This is a genomic window from Rubripirellula lacrimiformis, from assembly GCF_007741535.1.
Taxonomy (GTDB): domain Bacteria; phylum Planctomycetota; class Planctomycetia; order Pirellulales; family Pirellulaceae; genus Rubripirellula; species Rubripirellula lacrimiformis.
Window position 1 is genome coordinate 6,295,451 of record NZ_CP036525.1, and the last position, 17,835, is coordinate 6,313,285.

Consider the following 17,835-nt stretch of genomic DNA (forward strand, 5'->3'; position numbering starts at 1 on the left):
AACAGCGAAATCCGTCGGCAGCAGCTAATCGACTGCATATGCCTTCAGTTCGTCCAGGCTTGCGAATTCGAGTGTCGATATGTGGCAGGCTTCCAGCACGACGGCGGGCGCGGCTCCGGCGTCAAAAGCCTCTTTCCAGCGTGCGGCACACAGACACCAACGATCGCCAGGTTTCAGGCCAGGGAAGCGATACACCGGCATCGGCGTGCTGAGGTCGTTGCCGCGTGCCTTGCTGAACTCGAGGAATTCCGCAGTGACTTGGCAGCAAACGGTGTGCAATCCGGAATCGTCGCCGCCGGTGTTGCAGCAGCCATCCCGGTAAAATCCCGTCATCGGGTCGGTGCTGCAGGTGACCAAATCAGTCCCAAGTACGTTTTTCGCCATAAGGATTTCTTCATTCGTCTGCGGGTGAAAAACGCATCGTAACACGTCGTCCCTATCGATTCGCCATGCGCGCCCATGGCGGCCCTAAAAACAATCGACTCACAGCGGTATAGTACCCATTGGATCACGCGGCGTTGTTCGGCAGCTAGGGGGACGAAGGGACCAAGAATGGATGCGATATTCGAAAATTTGACCGAGGCTCAACGAGAGGCTGTCGGTCATATCGAGGGCCCGATGCTGATTTTGGCTGGCCCGGGATCGGGAAAAACACGCGTGGTCACCCACCGGATCGCCAACATGATCCACCAGGGGGTTCCGCCGTGGCAGATCGCGGCGTTGACGTTCACGAACAAGGCGGCCGACGAAATGCGGCATCGCGTTGATTCACTGGCCCCCAACCAACCGGTCTGGATGGGCACCTTTCACCGATTCTGCGCTCAACTGCTGCGCCGCTATGCCACGATGGTCGGGTTGGCCGAGAACTATTCGATCTACGACACCCAGGATTCGAAACAGGCGATGAAGCGAGCCGTCATGGCCGCCGGCGTGTCCACCACACACGCATCGCCCGACCAGATCGCGTCGTCGATCAGCCACGCCAAGAACCGCTTGATGACTCCGGAAACGATGCAGGGCCAAATCCTGCGCCCGCTGGACGCGCTTGCGGCCAAGGTCTACCCGGTCTACCAACAGCAACTGTTGACCGCCAACGCGGTTGATTTCGATGACCTGCTGCTGCACATCGCCAATCTGCTCCGCGAGAACCCAGAGATCCGCAGCGAACTGGACAACAAGTACAAGTACATCCTGGTCGACGAATACCAAGACACCAACTTGGCGCAGTACGCCATCGTTCGTGCGCTGTCGATCGATCAGCCCAACCTGGCGGTCACCGGCGACCCGGATCAATCCATCTACGGATGGCGGGGTGCCGACCTGAACAACATCCTAGATTTCGAAAAGGATTATCCGTCCGTCAAAACGGCCCGGCTAGAAAAAAACTATCGCAGCACGCCCAACATCCTGCGTGCCGCCGATCAATTGATCCGGCACAACCGAAAACGCAAAGCCAAGGACCTGTTCACCGACCATCCCGAAGGGGACGCGGTGGTGCTGCGGATGTTCCAAGACGGCTATCAAGAAGCCGACGGGATCGCGGACGAGATCGTTCATGCGATTGCCGAAGAAGGCATGAAGCCATCGGACTTCGCAATTTTCTGCCGCATGAACGCGTTGACCCGGTCGCTGGAACACGCCCTGCGCAGCCGGTCGCTGCCCTACCAGATCGTCAACGGTGTGGAGTTCTATCAGCGACGTGAGATCAAGGATCTGTTGGCCTACCTGCACCTGGTCAACAACCCCAACCACGACGTGGCGTTGATGCGAGTGATCAATACACCGACGCGTGGGATCGGGGCCAAGACGGTCGAACGCATCCGGGACTTTGCCGACTACAACGGCATCCCGATGCTGGAAGCTGCCCGGCGGGCCAAGGACATCGAAGGGCTGGCCAAACGAGCCGTCACGATGATCGGCAAGTTCATCAAAATCTATGACCGCTTGGCGATCAAGGCGACCGCGCCGCTAGAAGATCTGATTCGATTCCTGGTCGAAGAAACCGAGTTCGAAGCCTACCTGGAAAAAACGGCGGTCGAACAGCAAGACGCCAACCCGATGTCCAACGTCGACGAACTGATCACGGCGGCAGTCGAGTTCGATCGACAACACCCCGAAGACGGATCGCTAGAAGCTTTCCTGGAACAGGTGGCGTTGGTGGCCGATACCGATGCGATCGATGGCGAAACCGACCGCGTGACGATCATGACGCTGCACGCCGCCAAGGGACTGGAATACCCGCGAGTTTACATCATCGCCGTCGAAGACGATCTGTTGCCCCACAAACGATCCAAGGAAAACGAGGCGCAGTTCGAAGAAGAACGCAGGCTGCTGTTCGTCGGAATCACGCGAGCCAAAGAGCGTTTGCAATTGAGCTGTTGCAAGCGACGCGCCGTGCGTGGCGATACGCGTCCGGTGATCCCCAGTCCATTTTTGAACGAACTTCCGTTGGACGAAATTCGGCGGATCGAAAGCACGGGCAATCGCGACTGGTTCGACGAAGAAGAGGACTATGACCAGAGCTATCCCGAGTCCTGGGATTTGCCAGACGAAGACGGATCGCCCGGCGGTGACCTGGATGCGGTTTCGGAAACGGCACCTGTGATCGCACCGGCTGGTTTCGAGATCGACGAAGTGTCCCAGCTTCCAGCCGAGGAACTCGCCGAGGTGATGAAGCCAAAAAAGAAAAAGAACATCGTGGTGGCGGGGCTGAAAACAGGCGCCGATCTGTTGACCAGCGGAACCACGCCGCTGATGTCGTACCGGGAAGGAGTGCTGGTACGACACTCCGAACACGGCGAAGGCACGATCATCGAAGTCACCGGCCGCGGCCCCAAGCGGACCGCGAAAGTGATCTTCCCCGACGGCGAATTCAGCTTCCGATTGGCGTTCGCAAAACTGGAACTGGTTTAGGCAGCGGACGCGAGTTGGTCGTGAGCGACGAAAAATCGAGGCGTTCTCGATGGTCGTCCAATGACCAATTTGCATTGTTCAATTTGCAATTTGCATTCTTCTCGCACGATTCGATCAGGGGAGATTGCAAATTGCAAAATGAACATTTCAAAATGCAAATTGACCGTGGCAACGAAAAAGAGGCGGAACACGCCTGCGGTGCTGGGACATTGGGCGATGTGGACTTGGGTGTCCGCTTTGCTGGTCTTTCGATTTTCAGTTGCCCGTTCGGTCGACCTACAAAAAAAACCGACCGACAACCTTTTCAGATTGCCGGCCGGCTTTATGGTTTGCTTCGATCGTTCGGCGGCAAAATGGAGCCGCTGGGAGAAACGCGAAGATCTCGACGTGCTTCTGCACAAGTCTTTAGTTGATCTTGGCGAACCCTAAAAATGATCCCTCTGCCGAAAACTACTGGACCGAAGCAGTGCAGGCTTTGTTCAAAGCCAACACTTAGATTTTAGACTCGCCTGGGCGGTCAGCAAAGAGCATCGGCGTTACTTTCGCCCAACATGAAGCCGGAATGCGAAAGTTTTTCGATCTTTCACACTCCGGGCAATTTCTGTCTCCCGCCATCGGCAGGCCCGCAGCACGACCCTAGGGGGCTGGTCAGGCGGCTAACCGGCTGATGATGGCCGACTATTCCTCGTCTCGCTTGATTTCTTCGAATCCAGCAGCTTCGTCGAGGGCTTCGTAGTAACCGCGGCGAATTTCGCCGATGTCGCTGGCCACCATGCGAGCCATCATGCGATTGACGGGCTGCTTGAACTGGCGGCGTAGTTCTTCGATCGAAGGGTCAAACTTCGTTGGCTCGACCACGTAGATCACTCGCCCCGGTTGGTTCGGAGCGACGCCGACCTTGCCTTCCTCGGTCTGGAACACAGCCTTCATGAACTTGTCGCCGACGGAATCGAGTTCAGGAACGTTCCCGATCGTGGCACCTTGGAAACCGAACGAATCCATCCATGTGAAGGGGCCGAGGCCCTCTTTGAAATTGTCCTTCTTGTCAGCCGGGACGACTTCGGCCAGCGGTTTGCCAGCCTCGGCCTTCTTGGCCAACTCGGTCGCAGCTTCGGTTGCCAACTTACGCGCTTCGTCCAAGCGGATCGCCATCACGACTTCATCGCGAACTTGGTCCAACGTCGGCGTGTAGGCTTCGGTTTCCTCGGTTTTCCATGTGACGTAGATCTTGCCCGACTGATCGTCGGCAGTCCGCACAGGCGAAAACAGCGGCTGTTTCGGCAACTGAGTCTGGCCGTTATCGAAGCCGTACATCATCACACCAAAGCTTGGTCCCCGACGTCCGAATTGGGTACCGACTTCGAACGAGTTGGAGATCGGTTCGTCAGCGATCGACACTTCGGTATGAGGCCCGATCGATTCGAGTTGCAGTCCCAATTCTTTGGCCAATTTGGCCAGGTCTGGGCGAGCTGGCGGATCGACTTCTTTGCCGATTGCCAGGTTGCTGCGGTGGATGCCCAAACGGCTGAAGTGGTTCCGCATGGTCGAGGTGACCGTCGTGATCGCTTTGTCCATTCGGTCGCGAGCAACCGGCCCGGCCAATTCGGCCGCGATGCTGTCCCGGACGTCTTCGAAGGATTGGATCTTAGGAGCGGTCGGCTTCGGTTCGTCTGCGGTTTTGGGTTCTTCCTTGGTTTCCGCAGCTGGCTCTGCTTCCTCGGCTGGGGCAGGTTCCGCTGCGGCTTCTTCCTGCTTCATCTCTGCCGGTTCATCGGCCGGCTCTTCCGACTTTGGCTCGGCCTCGTCTTCGGCTGCCTTGTCTTCGGCTGCCTTGTCGTCCGTTGCCTTGTCGTCCGTTGCCTTGTCGTCCGCAGGCTTCTCTTCCGTTGCCTTTTCCTCAGCAGGCTTGTCGTCGGCAGCTTTTTCGTCCGCAGGCTTGTCGTCGGCAGCTTTTTCGTCGGCAGGCTTGGCTTCGTCGGCAGGCTTCTGGTCGGCGGCAGCTTCGTCGGACTTTTCGTCGTCTTGGAACGCAACCAATCGGACTTCCGATCGGCGGGTAGCTTGCGACGAATCTTCCTTGGCGGGTTCTTCGGCGGCGGCTTCTTCCACGACTTCCTCAGCAGCTTCTTCCGCTTTCTTAGCCGTTTCTTCGGCGGCCTTTTCGGTGGTTTCCGCTTCTTCGGCAGCTTCTTCTGCCTTCTTTTCGACAGCCTCTTCCTTGGCCGTTTCAGGATCCGCCGTCATTTCTTCTTCGACGACTTCCTGGGTTGGCTTCTCTTCTTCCTTGGCCGGTGGGGCTTGTGTTTTTTCTTCGGCGGCCACTTCAGCGGTTTCTTCTTCCTTGATCATTTCGATCTCGGCGCTGGCTTCTTCCGTTTCGGTTTCCTTCATCAGATCACCGACGGTGGGCTGAGCGATTTCGTCGACGGGCAATTGGAAATCGCCGCCGCTGAGACGTCGCTCGTATTCAGCCTTGATTTCGTCTTCGCTTAGCTTGGCGATTTCTTCGTCCAAGAAAGTTTGGTAGTTGCCGACCAAGTATTCGAATTTGGACGAATACCGTTTGTGAAAACCGGCCTCGGTCGACTGATCGCTAGCGTCACGATCTTTTCCGTCTTCGTAGACTTCTTGGATTCGCGATTCCGGCGGCTCGGCGTCCGTCTTTTCGATGTAATCGTTCACCAGCACGCCGTAGGCGTTGATCGTGGCGTTCTGATTCAATTTCAGGAAATTACGCCATTGTTCATCGGGCGTCAGCAACGGCCCCTGTTTGCCGAACAGACCCGAGTTGCCGCGTCGCAGGTAGACATCGGCCAACAAGTGATTGCGAAGCTGTTCGTACAGGTGGGGCGGCCCCATGCGGTTGCTGGTCGACTGCATCAGCATCGAGGTTCTTTCGCTGGGGCTGAAGAGCCCGTCGGTGAACCGTTCCAGCCAAACGTCCAGAGCGTTGTCGTCCAGTTCGAAACCAGCTTTTCGAGCTTGGTCGGCGAACATAAACGTACGGATGGTGCCTTCGTCGCTGGGGTTTTCGTTGATTCCCAGCGATCGAATTTGCTTGGCTTGGGCGTCATAATCGAACCCCGAAGTGCGGGGGACACCGCCACGGGCGATCGTTTGATTGGCTAGGTCAGCCAGAAATCGCACCGTTGCGGCATGATTTTGTGTGAAATAACTGACCCGATTTTGCGTCAAATCCATCCCGTCGTACTTGGCGACGACGACATCGTTGCCGGCGCCGGCCTGTTTTTGCAGGTATGTTTGCAGGATCGGCAGCACGACGAACGAGACCAACGCGAGCAAAGTCGCGAAGATCATGAACGGTTTCAGGTTCCGTCGGAACAGTTCAAAAGGACTGGTGCTCATGAGAAAAAGAACTTTCGGCCGCGATGGTCTGGCGGTAACTGGGCAGGGGGAATACGGTTTCCGTCGATCCGGAGAGAAATCGGCCAGTCGGCTTGACAACTGGGCCGGACCGTTCAACTCTCTTTGGACACGGGGGACTGCCTCGGCTAAACACTGGGTTCAACAGAGGGACATGCCGACGGCGTGCACCGACACGAACCGGAAAGCGTATCGCCGGCGGTTTTGAAGGGTCAAGCCGAGATTGATGCTTTGCAGCCTGACTACCTCCAGATTCGTCCCTCCGGACATCCCGTCCACCCCATTCTCCTTTTACCTTTTGATGTGTTTGCATGGCCAAAAGCACGGGCAAAGCGTTAGTGATCGTCGAATCGCCGGCGAAAGCACGAACGATCGCTAAATTCCTTGGCGCGAATTACTTGGTCGAGGCCAGTATTGGCCACGTTCGGGATTTGCCGGCCGGTAAAAAGGAGGTGCCAGAGAAGTTCAAGGCCGAACCGTGGGCCTATCTGGGGGTCAACACGGACGCCGATTTCGAACCGCTGTACATCGTTCCGGACGAAAAAAAGAAACAAGTTAAAAAGCTGAAAGATGCTTTGAAACAGGCCGACGAACTCTATCTGGCGACGGATGAAGACCGCGAAGGGGAAGCGATCAGCTGGCACCTTCAGGAACTTTTGAAGCCCAAAGTCCCGGTTCACCGCTTGGTATTCCACGAAATCACCAAGGAAGCGATCCAAAACGCCCTGTCGGCTACCCGCAAAATCGACGACTCGCTGGTCAAAGCCCAGGAAACCCGCCGGATCCTGGACCGCCTGTACGGATTCGACATGTCGAACCTGTTGTGGCGAAAAATCGGCAAAGGAACCAGCGCCGGACGCGTCCAATCGGTCGCGGTGCGGTTGATCGTCGACCGCGAACGCGAACGAATCGCTTTCGTCGATTCGACCTACTGGGACTTGGGCGCGGTCTTTGCGACCGCCGCTGGCGAACCGCTGCAGGCGACGTTGTCGACCGTCGACGGGCGACGAATCCCGCGTGGAAACGATTTCGATTCGACAACCGGTCAGTTGAAAAACCAAGACCTGTTGCAGATGAACGAGGTCCAAGCCAACGAATTGGCCGAAAAACTTCGCAAAGCAGACTTCAAAGTCACCAAAGTCGAAGTCAAACCGTTCACCGAACGACCACGGCCGCCGTTCACGACCAGTACGCTGCAACAGGAAGCCAACCGAAAACTTGGCTTCACCGCAAAACGGACGATGAGCGCAGCCCAACGGCTGTATGAAAACGGTTACATCACTTACATGCGTACCGACAGCATGACGCTTTCGAAAGAAGCGATCTCGGCCGCACGGAACCTGGTGACCAGCGAATATGGCCAAGACTTCCTGCACCCTGACGTCCGCGTGTACAAGGGGAAAGTGAAGAACGCCCAGGAGGCTCACGAAGCGATCCGCCCCGCCGGTACGCCGTTCCGTGTTCCCGAAACCATCCGCGGCGAACTGGATTCGGATCAGTTCCGGTTGTTCGATCTGATCTGGAAACGGACCGTTGCGTGCCAGATGGCGGACGCCAAAAAGCAACGCATCAGCATCAGCATCGAAGGTGGCGGAGCAACGTTCACCGCCAGCGGTACCAGCATCCTGTTTGAAGGGTTCCTGCGAGCCTATGTCGAGGGCAGCGACAATCCGGAACTGGAACTGGCCAACAAAGACACGCTGTTGCCCAACGTCCAATCGTCGGACCCATTGGACGCCAAAGAACTGGAACCCAAGGGGCACACCACCCAGCCGCCAGCCCGGTACACGGAAGCCTCGCTGACGCGGACGCTGGAAGAAAAAGGCATCGGGCGACCGAGTACGTACGCATCGATCATCGGCACGATTACCGACGAACGACGCAATTACATCGTCAAAAAGGGTTCCGCCCTGGTCCCGACCTGGCGTGCGTTCAGCGTGACGCGATTGATGGAAACGCACTTCGGAACGTTGGTGGATTACGAATTCACCGCCGAACTGGAAGACTTCCTCGATTCGATCAGCCGCGATGAAGGGGACCGCGATGACTACCTTCGCAAGTTCTACTTCGGCGACGATTCGACCGACAAACACAACGTCGGGCTGAAGCACCGCCTAGTGGAAAAGCTGGACAAGATCGATCCCAAAGAATCGGCGATGTTTACTCTGGGCACGCCCACCGAAGGGGAACACCTCGAAGAGGTCTTCGTTCGCGTTGGCAAGTTCGGTCCCTACCTGGAACAGGGCGATCGGACCGCATCGATCCCGGACGGTTTGCCGCCCGACGAAATGGACCTTCAAAAAGGCTTGGAACTGCTGGAAGCCGGCCAGGTCGAAGAGGAACCGATCGGCTCGGACCCCGAAACGGGCAAGCCAATCTACCTGAAAGTCGGCCGGTTTGGGCCCTACATCCAACTGGGCGAACCGGACGATCCAGAGAAACGAAACCAAGGGCTGCTGCAGGGGATGGAGGTCGCTGACCTGACGCTGGAATTGGCGTGCAAGCTGCTGACGCTGCCACGCACCCTGGGCGAACACCCCGAATCCAAGGCACCCGTCCAAGCGTTCGATGGCCGCTACGGGCCATACATCAAGTGCGAGAAAGACACGCGTTCGCTCCCAGCCGGTGTTTCGCCGCTGGAAGTGACTTTCCAGGAAGCCTTGGACCTGCTGAAACAACCCAAGACCCGCGGCCGGGGAACCCCGAAAGAGCCGCTGAAGATGTTCGAAAAACCTTCGCCGATCACAGAAAAGGAAGTCAAAATCCTCGAAGGCCGGTTCGGCCCCTACGTGACCGACGGAGAAACCAATGCCAGCCTGCGAAAGGGCATGGAACCGAAGGAAATGACCTTCGAAGCCGCTTTGGACCTGCTGGCTGAACGAGCCGCCAAGGGGCCAACGAAGAAAAAGAAAAAGAAGGCGACGAAGAAGAAAGCGACCAAAAAGAAGGTTGCAAAGAAGAAAACCACGAAGAAAAAGGCCGCCAAGAAGAAGGGCGTTGCCAAAAAGAAGGCTTAGTGGCCCAGGGTCGCCAAAACGACCTCTTCCCGTAATCCACGGGGCCAATTACACTTCGGCCCCAAACTAAACCACTCGGAGATGATATAGATGCCGTCCGGAATTGAACGCGTTCGCGAAATCCGTCGTTTACGCACCCGCAGAAAGAAAGTTGCGAAGCTGTTGGCTCGCGCCAAAGCCGGAACGATGGAAAAGTCGGAAGTCGCACGCAAACTGCGTCGCATGACGACCGGTGCTGAAGTCATCATCGAGCGCGAAGGCTTGAAGTAGAACCCTTCCAGGTTCTCGCCCCGCCCCCCCAGCTATCTGTCCAATCGATCTCACCAGAGATCGGTTCATGCTGCGCGGCGACGATTCGGCCACCGAACACGTGACCACCGAAAGCATTGGCGGTTTGCCGATTCAATGAGCCGTTAGGCGATAGCCTCGGTTAGCGTCACCTGGTACCGGAAACTTCCGGCCAAACGCAAACGCCGCGAAGCGTTCACGCTCCGAGCAGCTCTTCGTAGCGCAAGTAGCGCAACTCGCCAACAGCTTCGGCCACCGGACACGCGACTACCGAAAGTCTTGGCGACATTCGCTACGAAACACTTCGACGCTAGCGGCCCGATCAGGGCGTGGGCTTCAGTCGAGCGATGATCTTGTCGCCTTCGACCTGGATGCTTTCGAAGCGACGGATGGCCTTGGCACCCTTTTCGTCTTTGTAGATCTCCTTGGCCAGATTCTCGCTCTTCATCGCCTCCATGAACGTGTCGGGCAACGGTTCGCCCTTCACTTCGGCGGATACCAACCGGACCATCAAAACCCCTTCGTCCAGCGAAACGTCAAACGTTCCCGAACCATTGAAGTATCGCCCCTTGGACCCTGGGATGAACGAATCGGTGGGGACACTGATGTCACCGGTGATTTTCCCATCTTCGATTCGGACCAGCAGTTTGCCGCGAAGCTGCTTCTCTTTGGCGATCAAGGCATTGATATCGTCGGCGGTCAGCACCAATTCACGCCCTGGGGCGTCGGCATCAGACGGCTGATCCGGATCACCGGGCCCCTGCTGCGACGGCGAAGGCACTTGCTGCGGAAGCTGGCCGGACGGTTCGGCACTATCGTCGCTGGGGGTGACGTCCGCGACGGTGTCGCCCGATCCCGGATCCCCTTCGATCGCGGCTTCGGCCGCATCCTGAACCGCGGCGGTGCCGGCACCGCCGCTTTCCAGGCTGGCCTGAAACGCTTCGAGCCGCTGCTCCAGCTCCGCCAGCTTTTCCTCGGGGTATTCGACCGCGGGCAGTTCAAGCGGTTCGGTGTCGGTGAACTTTTCGACCTGTTTTTGAACCGCGAAATAGGTCCCGAAGCCGGCACACAAAATCAGAATCAGGCCGCCGACGAAGACGCCGATGCAGCCAAATAGCAGGCATCGGCCGTTTTTGGTTTCCGGTGGCCGGTCCACTGCCGGTCCGGCTGGAAAGACACCGCCGGCCGGAGCCTGGGTTTCGGGAGTGGGGTGATAGGCATCTGACACCGCGATGATTCTCCCGTTACTGCTGGTCAGGCCACGCAGCGCGCGCCTGCCGCAGCGATGACGTCAGTCGAGCTTTCTAACCCACCGACCATAGATTTTGGAACCATTCCACTCGGTCAGCCCGGCGAGGACTGTAGTTCGTGGTCGCGTTGAATTTTTGGTTCTCTAGGAAGCTCAAGAATGCCTGATGAGGCACTTCGGCGTGCTGAGCAACCAGGTCGACCATTTCGCTGTCGGCCTTCCACGCGTACAGGACCTTGTTGTCCTTTTCGAACTGCGAGTCCAGGTATTCTGCGTTCGTTGTACTGGTGACGACGAAATCGCAGCCCTTTTTGCATAGGAATCCTAGCAATGACGAAGCCAGTGCTCGCGTCAGCGTTAGGTCACCATCGCACGAAAACGATGCGATATTCCACACGCTGACGAATCCGTCCTCGTCCAAATCCTCCGGCGAAATTTTGACCGTGATGTCTTCTAAGCCTTCTCCAACCGCCATGGATTTTCCTTCGCGCACGTAATAAACAGTCGTTTGAGCACTGCATTATACCCTGCTTCGAAGTTTTCGATAAGGACCAGCAGCGTCGATCCCCAACACAGGCCCGGCACATGATCGACTCACGCCCGGCGACCACCCGGCGGACGTTGATGGCTGCCCGCACGGGGTGTGCCTGGATGCGTGACCGTTTGCTAGGCCGCGATCGAAAAGCCGCTGGCAAGTGGACGCCACGCGGCGACCACGACCGGGGCGACCACGACTGGGGGCCGTGTTCGGCTGCCACCGTGGCGTGATAGAATCCCGCCGCGGCGATGCCCCGGTCGACTTCGACAGAGGCGTTGGCCTGAAATCACCTCTCCCCCCCGAAATTGCGAGCGACCAGTTGGACAACCTCGATTCACTCAAAGGCAAGTGGACGCTTCGAAAAGTCCCGCTGAAACGGGGGACGCTGTTGGTCAGCATCAACGAGGCGGCGGTTCCATACGTCGGGAACCCTAAACTGGGAATCAAATTGGGGTTTGCCATCCCGTACAACCTGCCACCCGACGCGGGAGCCCCCGACCCGGAAGAAAACGACGACGTGTCCAAGTTGGAGGACGCGATCTGCGAGATCGTCGCTGCCCAGACCACCGGGATCCATGTGCTGACGCTGACGGCGCCGGACGCTAAAGAACTTGTGTTCTATGTCACCGAAGGCGTGGACGTCGCTCAACTGCACGAACTGGCACGCGCCAAAACGGACAACTACGACGTCCAGTGCATGGCCCAACGCGATCCACAGTGGCTGTCGTTTCAGGAATTCTTGCCCGCATCCTAAAAAGGCTGTCCGCTGCATCGGCTCCGTTTGTAGCACCGCCTCTAGGCGGAACGGGCACCGAGCGCCAGACCCGACCGAGCCGAAAAACGCCGGCTGAAGCCGGTACTACCAACGGAACGGACGGCTACCTTGATTCAGGGCACCGATGCTTGGGCGCTGGGAACCTGTGGCGCAGCGCCGCCACGACCGGATCACTCGGGTTCGATGCCAAAGTCTCGGATCGTGGTCAACGTGGTCAGCTCGATCCCTTTTTCTTTGAAGGCTTCGCGGCCGCCGGCCAATCGGTCGATGATGGCGATGACCTGGTCGACAACCAAACCAAACTTTCGGGCTGCTTCGACAGCCTGGATGGCACTGCCACCGCTGGTGATCACATCTTCGACGATGACCACACGTTGGCCGGGTTCGACGGGGCCTTCGACCTGCTTGCCGGTTCCGTGACCTTTGGGTTCCTTGCGAACCATGAACCCCTTCAGCATCAGATCACGCTGGCCGGCAATCGTTACGATCGACGCGGTGATCGGATCGGCCCCGATCGCCATGCCGCCGACTGCGGCCGGCAGTTCGCCCTGCGACTGCAGGACTTCTAGCATTCCCTCGGCGACGACGTTGGCGCCACGTGGATGCAGCGTCAGGGTTCGGCAATCCAGATAAAACGAAGCTTTCTTGCCGCTGGCCAGCGTGAAATCGCCTCGGCGCAGAGACTCGGATTGGATCAGTTCGATCAGTTCGTCGCGGTTGTACATGGGCGGCTAGCAGGTGGCAGGTAGATGACAAATGGTGACACGTGAATTTGATCACTGCGTCAAACACTGACAACCCGCCGTTTGCCCAGCGTCTGGTTACCCAGAGACTGTTTGCCCAGCGACTGGTTACCCAGAGCCGAATCGGCCTAGAGCTTCCTCGACACGCTGGGCCCACCCAACGACGGTGTCCCGTTACCGGATGGTCACCGACGAACCGAGCGAAATGATTCCGTACAGATCGTCGGCGTAGTCAGCCGCCAGACTGATGCAGCCCTTGTCGGTGGGTTGTCGACTTTTGGGGCTTCCGTGGATGCACATTTGCCCGCCCAGATCGATCCATGCGTTGCCGTAGGGATTTTCGGGGCTGCCCGGCGCGATGGGCGAACCGGCGGCGTCGTAATAGGTTCGGGATTCTTGCTTTTCCTGGACCGTGAACGTGCCCGGTTTCGGCACCGGATCGTTACCGACATCGATCGGGAAACGGCCAGCGTAAAGATCGCCTAGGAACAGCGTCAGCTCTTTGGCGTTTACGTCGACTTCGGCGCGAAACGGGCCGCGAACCACTTTCAGCTCTGTCCCGGGCAGGATCGTGACCGGGTCCTGGACTTGGTTGATGTTGGCCAGCAGTTGCCAAGGCACATCATACTTCTCTGCGATTTCGATCAGCGTCTCGGTCTGGCCGACACGATGGGCGCTCTCTAGCAGGTGACGTTGCGAATAGATCACGTCTGCTGCCAAAGGATCCAATCGCGAGATCAGTTCGCTGCGTTCTTCGCCGGTCAAATCCGGTGTGCTGTAAAAAATGCTTAGCGTCGCCAGCGCTTCTTTGCGTTGGTCGGCGGCGTATTGCCGGTCTGCGATCTGGATGGCGTTGGCGAGGCCAAGGTTGCGTTGGTCGCTGAGCGTCGCTCCGCGGTCCAAGCCGTCAACCGCTTGGTCGTTCATCTTGATTGCCGAAACCTGAGTCACGGGGACCTTGGATTCGTCGCTGCCCGACGCCTGAAACCGCTCGCCCGTATTTGGATCGAATTTCGATCGGGCCAATTCAGGGTCCGGCACGACAAACGATTGGTTGGTGCTGGGGTAGCCGTGGGCATCGCTGGCAACTTCCGCTGCCGCGGGAGCTGATGAAGCGTCGCTGATCGAAAAACTAGCGGCGCTGGCCGAGGTGCCACCGTCGAACGACGGAACACTCGATGGCACAGCCGCGGGCGAATTCATCGGATCGGGAGCCCCAAAGGGTTCCGGTTGCATCAGATTAGACGCGACCGAGTCGATGGGCTGAGTGATTTCAGGGGATCCATCGGCGATCCCCGTGTTGATTTCCAGTTCACCCAAGGATGGTGGCAGCACCGAATCCAGCATCAGCGTGCCATCATCGTTGATCACCAACATGTCTTCGACATCGGGCGGCAACGGTTCGGGAGGAGTCGTCAACGACACCCAACTGCCGTAGATGACGGTCATCAACAGCACAACGATGGCAGCGGTTTTCAGCGTTTGCACGACTGTCCTCCATGACTGGGCCGGCAAACACGACGAAGGCCCAGGTCTTTGATCCTATTTTGCGATAAGAACGGATCTTGTCCGCGCTTATCTTTTCCAACGACGAGCCTAGCGAATCCCTACCCAATCGATCCAGCCCAGTTCTGGTCCGGTCGAAATCGGTCTCGCAATCACCGCCTGCTGCCCCCTCGGGCGACATCCGCGATCTTGGCTGGATACCTTGACAAACGGCGTCGATGTGGCCAGAATTGCACTTGATGAGACTGATTCTCAACAAAGGAAACGAAACCTTGACGACCTTAGATCAGCTGTTGCCGGGCCAATGTGGAGAGATCGTTCGCATCGACGGTGTCGATGGGATCGCGTCGCGACTTCGCGAGATGGGATTCATCCCCGGCGAATCGGTCGAATATCTGCGTCGCGCACCGCTTGGTGACCCGGTGAAGTGTTCGATCCAAGGTTGTCGGATTGCAGTCCGCAGCGGCGAGGCACGTCGGGTACAGGTCCAACCGATCGGTTAACCCCGACCTTGGTTTCCCCGCCCACCATTTTCCCACCCCAACACCCTCCTGCATTCTTCGCTCGGCGCCCGTTTCGCAGGCGCTTGGAACGAGGCGTGTTTTTCAGGGCAACTTTCTCGTGAAGGGGCCGCTGACGTGGCCGCATGCGTTCCATGGCCACAGCCTCGGAAGACTCCCGTTCGAGTGAATCGGCCGGTCCCGGCCAGGAAGACGGCAGCAAACTCGGTGACCGAATCGCCCGAGTCGCGCTGGTGGGAAACCCCAACACGGGCAAAAGCACGCTATTCAATGCGCTAGCCGGATTGCACGTGCGCACCGGCAACTATGCCGGCGTCACGATCGAAAAGAAGGTCGGGCGATGCACTTTGCAGTCTCGCAAAATCGACTTGGTCGATTTGCCGGGCACCTATTCGTTGGCCCCGCGTTCGCCCGACGAACTGGTCGCGGTAGAAGTGCTGACAGACGACTTGGTCAACGAACCGCCGGTCGAGGTGGTCGTTTGTGTGGTCAATTCGGTCCAACTTCAACGCAACCTGTTCCTGGTCAGCCAGCTATTGGAACTGGGCAAGCCGACGATCATCGCACTGAACATGATCGACGCGGCCTCGGCACGCGGGATCACCATCGACGTGGAACGGCTGTCCAAGCAATTAGGGGTCGAAGTCATTCCCACGTCGGCTTCCAAACGACGCGGAATCACAGAACTGAAACAGGCGATCGAGCGTCATCTGTCGGATTCGCCCACGGGTCAAACAGCCCACATCCACCGCGAACAGACGCTGCCGAAAAACTTCTACAAAATTTGCGACGAGCTGCGGGAAGGATTGCTACAGCATTCTTGCATCAGTGTTTCCGCAAGCGGTGAATCCGGCGGCCAGTCCGGCAATTCGACCCGTCCGGGCATGCCAAGCCTTCCCGACGATTATCTGATTCAACGGATGCTGCTGGACCGGGGCGGCGAATCCGAGCGACGATCGATCCGGGAACTCGGTGGCGGTGTGCTGCCGGTTTTGTCGGCCGCCCGGCAAAAGGTTGCCGATGAAATTGGCGACCCGACCGACATGGAATGCAACGCTCGCTACGCGTGGGCTCGCGAAAAACTAAACGGCGTCTTGGGCCAATCGGGCCAAGGATCGTCGTCGGCGACCGATTGGTTGGATGCGGTGCTGACCAATCGCTTGGCCGGGATGTTCCTGTTTGCGGCTGTCATGTTCCTGATCTTTCAATCGATTTATGTCTTGGCTTCGTGGCCGATGGACATCATCGACGGATGTTCGGGATGGGTGACGGACTTGGTCACGTCGTGGATGGCGCCTGGCATCCTGCGCAGTTTGATCACCGATGGCGTGATCGCTGGAGTCGGCGGCGTATTGATTTTCCTGCCGCAGATCGCCTTGTTGTTTTTCTTTTTGGCGGTCCTAGAGGACTGCGGTTACATGGCGCGAGCAGCGTTCTTGGTCGACCGCGTGATGGCCATGTTCGGATTAAGCGGCAAGTCGTTTCTGCCGATGATGAGCTCGTTTGCCTGTGCGGTGCCCGGTGTGATGGCGACTCGCGTGATCGAAAACCGGCGCGATCGATTGGCGACGATCATGGTGGCACCGTTGATGAGCTGCAGTGCTCGGCTGCCGGTGTATCTGCTGTTGATCGGTGCTTTCATCCCGGCCACCGGCGTGCTTGGCGGGTGGTTGTCGTTGCCGGCACTGGTCTTGATGGCGATGTACTTGGTCGGCGTCGTGACGGCGATCCCGGTAGCATGGATTTTGAAGAAGACGATCTTGCGAGGCGAAGTAGCACCGTTCGTGCTGGAACTTCCCGAATACAAAATCCCGTCGATGCGAGTCGTGTTTTCACGGGTCTGGGAGGCCAGCAAAGCATTTGTGATCCGAGCCGGAACGCTGATCTTTGCAGCTTCGATCTTGATCTGGTTTGCCGGCTATTGGCCGGGCGATCATTCGCGTCAATACGCGTTGGAAACTCAACAGGAATCGCTGGAAGCCCGATTGGAAGCGGCGACGGGTGATGACGATCAAGATGCGGTTGAAGACGTCGCAGCGATCAACGCAATGACGACCGAATTGGAATCGGTCCAATCTGAATTGCAAATTGTAAGCGCGGGACTGCTAGAGGGCAGTTCGCTGGGGCGGGTAGGACATGCGATTGAACCGGTGGTCCGTCCGCTGGGATGGGACTGGAAGATCGGCGTTGGTGCGTTGGCGAGTTTTCCGGCTCGCGAAGTGATCATCGCCACTCTGGGCACGATCTATTCGCTTGGTGGCGATCCGGACGAAGAAGGTTTGGCCGGTGCAATGCGGGCGTCGACGCATCCCGATGGATCACCGGTCTATTCGATCCCGGTCGCGTTGTCGGTGATGGTGTTCTTTGCCTTGTGTGCCCAGTGCGTCAGCACGCTGCTGGTGATTCGCCGCGAAACGAATTCTTGGTTCTGGCCGATCTTCAGTTTCACTTACATGACGGTGCTGGCCTATGTGGGTGCACTGGTCACCTACCAAGTCGGGTCCCGGTTGTTTTGACGTCTGCGGATGGCGTCGTGATGCAGTCATCAGGTTTCCCACTACAGTTCCATGGACATTCAATCGATCATTGTTGGCTTCGTCGTTGCCGTGGCAGCCGGATGGCTGTTGCGCCAGATCTGGTTGACGGTGGCCAGCGGGCTTCGCGGCGGCGGTTCCCGCAGTTGCGGAAGCTGTTCCCGCAATCCTGAAACGACCAAAGACAAGGCACCGTTGGTGCAACTTGGAACACGAGAGAAACTGAACAAAGACGATTAGCTGATCATGTCGTTCAAGCGATGGGCGGCCGCGATTCTGCCAGCGGCATCCGATGCCGGCACACCATATCGGGATCGGCATCATTCATAGTCTCGGGCTCGGCATCAACATCCCGGCATCAGTGTCT

Annotated in this window: 15 protein-coding genes; 9 read left to right on the forward strand and 6 right to left on the reverse strand. The window is 57.9% G+C overall.

Annotation, left to right across the window (positions count from 1 at the left end; translation table 11 throughout):
* Positions 1–24: 24 nt before the first annotated feature.
* Positions 25–384, reverse strand: coding sequence for a DUF2237 family protein (locus tag K227x_RS22045; RefSeq protein WP_145172974.1), 360 nt, complete (start codon positions 382–384; stop codon positions 25–27).
* 168 nt (positions 385–552) lie between these two features.
* On the opposite strand from K227x_RS22045, the gene K227x_RS22050 reads away from it, so the two are divergent.
* Both K227x_RS22050 and K227x_RS22055 read left to right on the forward strand, forming a co-directional pair.
* Entirely contained in the window at positions 553–2,913 is a 2,361-nt protein-coding gene (locus K227x_RS22050; RefSeq protein WP_145172976.1) for an ATP-dependent helicase, read from the forward strand.
* Positions 2,914–2,933: 20 nt separating this feature from the next.
* Positions 2,934–3,326, forward strand: a complete 393-nt coding sequence (locus K227x_RS22055; protein WP_145172977.1) for a hypothetical protein — start codon at positions 2,934–2,936, stop codon at positions 3,324–3,326.
* A gap of 265 nt (positions 3,327–3,591) precedes the next feature.
* Here the strand turns inward: K227x_RS22055 and K227x_RS22060 are convergent, their stop codons facing one another.
* Positions 3,592–6,279 (reverse strand): hypothetical protein, encoded by a 2,688-nt coding sequence (locus K227x_RS22060; protein WP_145172979.1) that lies wholly within the window; start codon positions 6,277–6,279, stop codon positions 3,592–3,594.
* A gap of 329 nt (positions 6,280–6,608) precedes the next feature.
* Between K227x_RS22060 and topA the strand changes: the two genes are divergently transcribed.
* Complete coding sequence (gene topA, locus K227x_RS22065) at positions 6,609–9,314, forward strand: type I DNA topoisomerase (RefSeq protein WP_145172980.1); 2,706 nt, start codon at positions 6,609–6,611, stop codon at positions 9,312–9,314.
* Between the two features lie 90 nt (positions 9,315–9,404).
* On the forward strand, positions 9,405–9,584 hold the full coding sequence (locus K227x_RS22070) for a DUF6800 family protein (RefSeq protein WP_145172981.1): 180 nt from the start codon (positions 9,405–9,407) through the stop codon (positions 9,582–9,584).
* A gap of 340 nt (positions 9,585–9,924) precedes the next feature.
* Here K227x_RS22070 and K227x_RS22075 read toward each other — a convergent pair whose 3' ends face one another.
* The gene (locus tag K227x_RS22075) at positions 9,925–10,830 is read right to left on the reverse strand and encodes a hypothetical protein (protein WP_145172982.1); all 906 of its coding nucleotides are present in this window, start codon (positions 10,828–10,830) and stop codon (positions 9,925–9,927) included.
* A 76-nt stretch (positions 10,831–10,906) separates the two neighbouring features.
* On the reverse strand, positions 10,907–11,326 hold the full coding sequence (locus tag K227x_RS22080; protein ID WP_145172983.1) for a hypothetical protein: 420 nt from the start codon (positions 11,324–11,326) through the stop codon (positions 10,907–10,909).
* Between the two features lie 110 nt (positions 11,327–11,436).
* Between K227x_RS22080 and K227x_RS30765 the strand changes: the two genes are divergently transcribed.
* Both K227x_RS30765 and K227x_RS22085 read left to right on the forward strand, forming a co-directional pair.
* Positions 11,437–11,619: a hypothetical protein gene (locus K227x_RS30765; RefSeq protein ID WP_218933442.1), complete on the forward strand. Its 183-nt coding sequence runs from the start codon at positions 11,437–11,439 to the stop codon at positions 11,617–11,619.
* A gap of 89 nt (positions 11,620–11,708) precedes the next feature.
* Positions 11,709–12,143, forward strand: coding sequence for a DUF695 domain-containing protein (locus tag K227x_RS22085; RefSeq protein WP_218933443.1), 435 nt, complete (start codon positions 11,709–11,711; stop codon positions 12,141–12,143).
* Between the two features lie 191 nt (positions 12,144–12,334).
* Here the strand turns inward: K227x_RS22085 and pyrE are convergent, their stop codons facing one another.
* Complete coding sequence (gene pyrE / locus K227x_RS22090; RefSeq protein WP_145172985.1) at positions 12,335–12,889, reverse strand: orotate phosphoribosyltransferase; 555 nt, start codon at positions 12,887–12,889, stop codon at positions 12,335–12,337.
* A gap of 192 nt (positions 12,890–13,081) precedes the next feature.
* On the reverse strand, positions 13,082–14,395 hold the full coding sequence (locus tag K227x_RS22095; RefSeq protein ID WP_246146035.1) for a L,D-transpeptidase family protein: 1,314 nt from the start codon (positions 14,393–14,395) through the stop codon (positions 13,082–13,084).
* Between the two features lie 290 nt (positions 14,396–14,685).
* On the opposite strand from K227x_RS22095, the gene K227x_RS22100 reads away from it, so the two are divergent.
* From K227x_RS22100 to K227x_RS22110, 3 genes are all read left to right on the forward strand, one after another.
* Complete coding sequence (locus K227x_RS22100; protein ID WP_218933444.1) at positions 14,686–14,916, forward strand: FeoA family protein; 231 nt, start codon at positions 14,686–14,688, stop codon at positions 14,914–14,916.
* Between the two features lie 152 nt (positions 14,917–15,068).
* Positions 15,069–17,450 (forward strand): ferrous iron transport protein B, encoded by a 2,382-nt coding sequence (gene feoB, locus K227x_RS22105; RefSeq protein ID WP_145172988.1) that lies wholly within the window; start codon positions 15,069–15,071, stop codon positions 17,448–17,450.
* Between the two features lie 51 nt (positions 17,451–17,501).
* Positions 17,502–17,708 carry a hypothetical protein gene (locus tag K227x_RS22110; RefSeq protein WP_145172990.1) on the forward strand — a complete coding sequence of 69 codons (207 nt, stop codon included), beginning with the start codon at positions 17,502–17,504 and terminating at the stop codon, positions 17,706–17,708.
* Positions 17,709–17,835: the final 127 nt, after the last annotated feature.